2 protein-coding genes are annotated in these 6,306 nt (G+C 45.1%); one reads left to right on the top strand and one right to left on the bottom strand.

Translation table 11 applies throughout. The features are described 5' to 3' along the window. Positions 1-4,587, bottom strand: a 4,587-nt coding sequence (locus I8J31_RS18240) for a SpvB/TcaC N-terminal domain-containing protein (RefSeq protein ID WP_199470014.1), incomplete at its 3' end; no start/stop codon positions are given. 690 nt (positions 4,588-5,277) lie between these two features. Here I8J31_RS18240 and I8J31_RS18235 point away from each other — a divergent pair. Beyond that, a complete protein-coding gene (locus tag I8J31_RS18235) occupies positions 5,278-6,267 on the top strand; it encodes a 2-dehydropantoate 2-reductase (RefSeq protein ID WP_199470013.1) in 990 nt (329 codons plus the stop codon). Positions 6,268-6,306: the final 39 nt, after the last annotated feature.

The raw sequence follows: 6,306 nt of genomic DNA, 5'->3' as shown, positions 1-6,306 counted from the left end.
ACGATTCCATGTATAGCTGCGCTGTAGTAAGGGATTCGACGTATTAGCAATGTCAGATGTTAATAAACGCCCAATCTCATCAAACGCCCTCGTCTCGGTAATGCCATTGCCATAGGTGATGTCTTTGGCTTTACCATTCACATGGTAGTTTTGGTAATGCGCCAAGGTGGCCTGAGTATTATTTACCCCATCATTAACCGCGTAGTCGTAGTCCACACGGGTCAGCAAGTTGTTGTCATCTTGCCCATGATGGTAAGAAACCACACTACCATCCGGGTAGGTTAATGAGGCCAATTGATCCATCGCATCATAGGAAAACTCAATAAGATGAGTATCTTGAACCTCGTCAGGATTCCCAGAATTATTTAAATCCATCATGTAATAATGCTGGGTTTTAAGCCCTTTTAGATTGTAGCGATAAGTATTCGTTACCACCGTTTGATCATTCGTTGTGACGCTTGTACTAGATAATCGTCCGAATAGTGCTGGTCCCATATCTGACGTGTCTTTATAGGTGTACCCAGTCTCAGTGGTGCCCTTTTCGTATTGCGCGACCTGCTTAATGATTCGGCTGCGTTGATCATAGGTACGCGTTACCGTTCGCCCCGTGGCGTCGCTTTGTGAGCTCAAACGACCGTAACTGTCGTAGGCGTAGGTCATGGTGCCGGTTTCTGCTGTGCTATCGCTGAGCTTTTGCCCCAAGCTGTTGTAGGTCAAAAAGCGCTGTTGCCCAAGCGGGTCGGTGATTTTGGTGACTCGGTTCAGCGGATCATACTCATATCGGGTAATGCCACCTGATGGTCCAGTCTGAGCAATGACTTTGCCACGGGTATTGTGCTGCGTTTTATAGGTAACCTGAGCGCCGTCGCTAACGGGCGAGTCCATTTTTTTAATAATGGCCCTGTCATCGTGCAGGTTGTAGTCATACTCTGTCGCCTGACCATCAAACGACGACTCTATACGGGTAAGGCGGCCATGTTCATCATAGCTGTATTGGTTGTATTCGCCTCGGTCTGAGGTACTGTTTCCAAGATAGGCGAAATAAGCTTTATTGACTTGCCCCTTGTGGTTATAGGTTTGATCACCTGTGATGGTGTGTTGCCAACTGTCTCCGGGTTTATAGGCTTCGAATGCGGTGCCCATGCCATCGTACAATTTTGTGCTGCTAGGCCAGCTGCTCACCACGTCATTATTCCAATCTTTACGATGGCGCGTTATCACCTCAATTCGGTCAGTTTGTGTGGGTGATTTCTGGTAGGTCCTGGTCGCCATGGTCACCAAGCTGCCATCTGGCCCTGTTTGCTGGATTTCTATCGCCCGACCAACGTCATCCAGAATGAATTTGGATTGAAAGCCCTGTGGGCTAGTTTCTAGTATTCGCTGCCCGGTTCCCGCATCGTATTCAAACGTTGAGGTGAGGGTTAATCCGGCCCCTATTGAACTTTGTTCCTTCACAAAGGTATGGGTGGCGTCATACAAAAATTCAGTCACTAACCCGGTCGGCTGAGTTTGTGTCAGCAGGTTACCGTACCCATCGTAAGTGGAAGTCGTCGTCAGCCAATGACCACTCAGATCACCGGAAGAGGTTTTGTCCAAATACACACTTTTACTCACCACGTTCATCTGCTCATCAAAGGCAAATGTCTTCCAGTTTAAGTCAAAGGCCGTACTCCAAGCAGTGGCAGCACTAAAGCAATTCCCATACTGCCAATGGGTTTGCTTAATATGGGTAGCAAAGGAGCGTTTCCACCATTGCTCGTCTGTGGCGCTAGCAAACTGATAGCAGAGAGTATTGGCCCCATCACCTTCAGCAAGCTTGGCATCACCATCATAGGTTACGGTAATAGGCTGACCATTACTGAGGTGAGGTTGATAATAACCATAACGCGTCATAAGCGTATAATTGGGCGTACCCAAAGTATAATGATGCAGCGACTTGTCATCTAAGAACACGCGATGGGCCCTACTTGGCAGGCTCTTACAATGGCCATAAGAATCAGAATCGCCACGGCAAGTATGATAAGCATATTCTTCTCTGCTCATCAGGTTTTGAGTATCCGCCTCTCTGGTGGTTTTATTAAGTAAACGCCCCGTCAAAGGGTAATCAACCGAATACGTTTGGGTCACTTCCGTATTGTATTGCTCATCCGTGATCATCAGACGTTTAAAGCCTTGCCAACCACGATCAAGGTCCGCTATGGCTTCTTCATACTGGTAGGTAAACTGGTAACAGCCAGTGTCTATTGTGTCACTTTGGGCATCATTGATGGCATCTAAGGCACTGCAATCGGCGGAAGCAGAACGCTTGACCTGATGTTGCTGAACGACCTGCAAGGGGAAGGTGATATTTCGCCAAGCGGCGTTGCTCTCTTCACCACTAACCGACTTATCTCGGCTATACACCTCAGGGTTGCTCAGTGGGCTGTAAGTGATGGTGGTTTGTTCCCCTAGCCCATCGGTGATGGCGATTATCTGGTCTTGATCCGCTTGGAGATCGAATTGCAAAATTGATGCGTGGGTATTATCGTCATTGTATTTATACAATTCGACAATTTCGGCTAAACCATCGCCATTGGTATCCATCGGCAAATAACGGCGTGCGTCTGGTGCGTTGGTACTAGACCTGTCACCCAGATGAAAATTAACGCCTTGAATAAAGCCATCATTTGAGCCGTACCACATTTCGGCACGGGTTGTCGTCAGGCCGTACTCATAAAGTTTTACTAAATCAGCCCTACCATCACCATTGACATCCATCGGTAAATAGAGATTAGCATTAGACTCTGAACTGTCGGTATTTTTCCAATTGCCAAGGCCTGAATCTGCACTGTTTTTTACAAATTGTGTTCCGGTATTCCAAAAAATGCTCGCGCCAGTTTCATTACTGCCTTTTTGGTAGAGTTTAACCAAGTCTTGCAAGCCGTCGCCATTGACGTCCATGGGGTAGAATTGGTGGCCATTGGCGGCACCAAGGTCAACCCAATCATCAAGTAAAGTATTACCATCAAAATTAAATCCAGCGCCATGGCTTATAAATCTGGATACCCACGTTTTGCCATCTAGGTGATATATCTCTAGTATATCTGTCATGCCGTCGCCATTGGCGTCAACAGTAAGGTAGCGCCTCGCCTTCTCGCTGTTTACATCAGACCAGTTCCCCACATAAGAAGTGTCTAGGTTATTTCCAGCAAAACCATTACCCTGCTGATTCAACCACAGCTTGGCAGCGGTGTACGAGTTCTCGTGTCTGTATAATTCGACGATATCAGTCCAGCCATCTTTATTGGCATCAAATACAAGATGGCGTCGCTGATGTGCAGAGCCTATACTCGCCCAACCACCAACCTCTGATTGAGGACCAGATTCAAAACCAGAACCTGAATTACGCCATACTTTGGCTCCAGTTGATCCATCAGATTCATACAATTCAATAATATCTGTGCGGCCATCACGGTCATGGTCCATCACCAGGTACTCACGTTGATAACTACTGCCAATATCCGCCCAATCGCCTATATCAGAAATGGGCCCAGCATGAAAACCCACATCCCCTTTAAACCAAACCGTGGCACCAGCCTTACCACCATCTTTAAAGATCTCAATAAGGTCTGTTTTCCCATCTAAGTCATGGTCGAAAGATAAATACCTACGCTGGTGTGAACTGCCCACATCACTCCAACCTCCGACTGAAACATTAGATATAGAAGTCAATCCGGTTAAGGCACTCTCTTTATAGTCAAATACGGTGACCGGCAGGCAATCATTGTTACCACAACGCTGTATCGAGGTTATTCGGCTACGCTCGGTGGTTGGGCTGGTGTCGTAACTTAATTGATAGGTTTGAACAAGGGAAGAAGAGGCATAGGTAGTAATCGACGTCAAACGTTGAGTGCTTTTATATAATTGCCCAGCCAAGTAGTGGTGGGACGTGTCCGGCCGAGCTTCATAGTTAAAAACAACCTTATTTTGATTATATTCAATGGCTGTTAACAGCACTTCACCATCCGCAAAAAGCTGGTACTGGTAGTTAATGACATTGCCATTTCTATCCGTCGAACTGGTGAGAGGAAAATACAGGCGTTCATCACGGCCAATGGCCTTAAATAGGCCTGTATTACTGTCGCCGCCATAAACATGCTTTGTGCCTTGAGCGTCTGCCACCAAAAAAGTACAAGGACCGTTACCGCAGGAGCCAACAGATTCTGCTTTTAGCCATTTGTCGGTTTCAGTGGCATAGGTAGTGCCATTGGCGCCATAGGTTCCGTCGGTAATCAACCTTTCGCCATTTAAGCAATACCTATCACCATAATCAAAATGAATGCCTGGGGTAAAAAAACTCCCTTCAATGGCTTTGCTTTGACCACAGCGCGAAATAGTCGTTAGGCTGGCATAATTCCAGCCGACACCTAAAAGTCCACCTTTAGATTGGCTGTTGTATTCTAGTGATAATGTGGGTTCTAAACCACCAACCCCTGGTGGTACAGCAACGCCTATTGAGTAGATAGCGGCACCGTGATCATTAATCGAAAACTTGCCTTGCAGACTGCCTGCTAATGTTGCGGCGAACGAGGCAGAGCTGATAGACAAGCAACATAAACTGACAAAGAGAATATGTTTTTTAATATGATGGAGTAGAGAATAGAAGGATTTTTTTCTGAATAGAAATAGTTTTTTAAAAAAGGACTTAAGCATATTGTAATATCACTCCATGATCAGACAAGCTTTGTATACTTTTGTAAACAGTACCAACTAATCAATCTATATGCCATAAAATATTCTTATTAAAATCTTCACCCTTGCTCAATTTAATACGTTTTTTATTGACGAAAATTGAGTGTCTAAACCTATAAATGTGGAAATTCCTTTTATTTGAGACCTTTGCACGACGTCGCGAGCAAAGCCAAGACGAGGCAAAATAGACGAAAAAGCGGAGTTTATGGGTTATAAGCATTTTTGAGTCTATTTTTAACACTGTATTGGTGAGCGCAGTAGTCGTGCAAAGGTCTCTATTTATCAGAAACCAATTTTTTAGCTACCACATTAGTAACTTCTCCATAGCCTCTGACCTCTTCGCACTTATTATTTAAATTGAGGACTAAGACCTTGAAGAGACGCGGTTCTGCGAGAATCTAGGCGGTTCTATTGGCAACAATGATACAGCCCGATAAAAACCCATGATCACCACCATAATTTTTAGTGTTTTGCTATCAGCATGCATTTCCTAACATGCTGCGATTAGAACAAAAACAACACATTGAGATAAAAAAGGTCCATTAAATGAAAATATGTATCGTAGGTACTGGGGCAATAGGCGGTTTTATCGGTGCTCGTCTAGCAATGAACAAAGATTTTACGGTAAATGCCCTAGCACGAGGGGAAAGCGTGCATGCTTTAAATAAGCACGGATGGCGTTTAGAGCAAGATGGCGAAACGATTCAGTCACCTTGTTTTGCTTCAGATTCTACTGCTGAGTTAGGTCTACAAGATATTGTTTTCATCGCACTTAAAACCCCAGCCCTACCTCAAGTTTTACCCACCTTAGCACCACTCATTGACGAGAATACATTGGTCGTTTCTGCTATGAATGGCATTCCTTGGTGGTTTTTCCGTGACCTTGAAGAATCATCTCACCGCCCTTTTCAATCGGTAAATCCCAAAGGACAACATAGCTTAGCCATTCCCTATGAAAACATCATTGGCTTGGTCGTCCATGCGGCAGCGATCCGCAAAGAGCCTGGGGTTATTCAGCACAAAGCAGGAAATACACTCATCATTGGAGAGCCCAAAGGTGGTAAGTCAGAAAGAGTTCAAATGCTCGCCGACATCTTGTCGGACGCAGGTTTTGAGAGTAAACATTCCGATAATATTCGTGCTGAAATTTGGTTCAAACTCTGGGGAAACATGACCACCAACCCTGTCAGCGCCATTACAGGGGCCACCGCCGATAAAATATTACAAGACCCTCTCGTGCGAAAATATTGCTCTGCAATAATGAATGAAGCGGCCATTATCGGTGAGCACATAGGTTGTAAAATAAGCGAAGACCCAGAGACTCGACACTTAGGAACAGAAAAACTAGGTGCCTTCAAAACCTCCATGCTTCAAGACGTTGAAAATGGTCGAGCCATCGAGCTCGATTCTATTCTGGGCATTGTTTATGAACTCTCACAGAGATTGGGAATTGAATCCCCCAATATTGAATCCTTATTTGGACTCACTCGGCTTTTTGCCACCACAAAAGGCTTATATGGAAAGTCTGATACATAAACATAAAAAAGTGCTCGACTGCCTGTTCATGCAGCCGAG

The organism is Marinomonas transparens (assembly GCF_016463975.1).
GTDB lineage: Bacteria > Pseudomonadota > Gammaproteobacteria > Pseudomonadales > Marinomonadaceae > Marinomonas > Marinomonas transparens.
This window is presented reverse-complemented; position numbering and strand designations above follow the sequence as displayed.

Coding starts and splice junctions, on each gene's coding strand:
- I8J31_RS18235 (WP_199470013.1), top strand. CDS start 5,278: ATGAAAATATGTATCGTAGGTACTGGGGCAATAGGCGGTTTTATCGGT.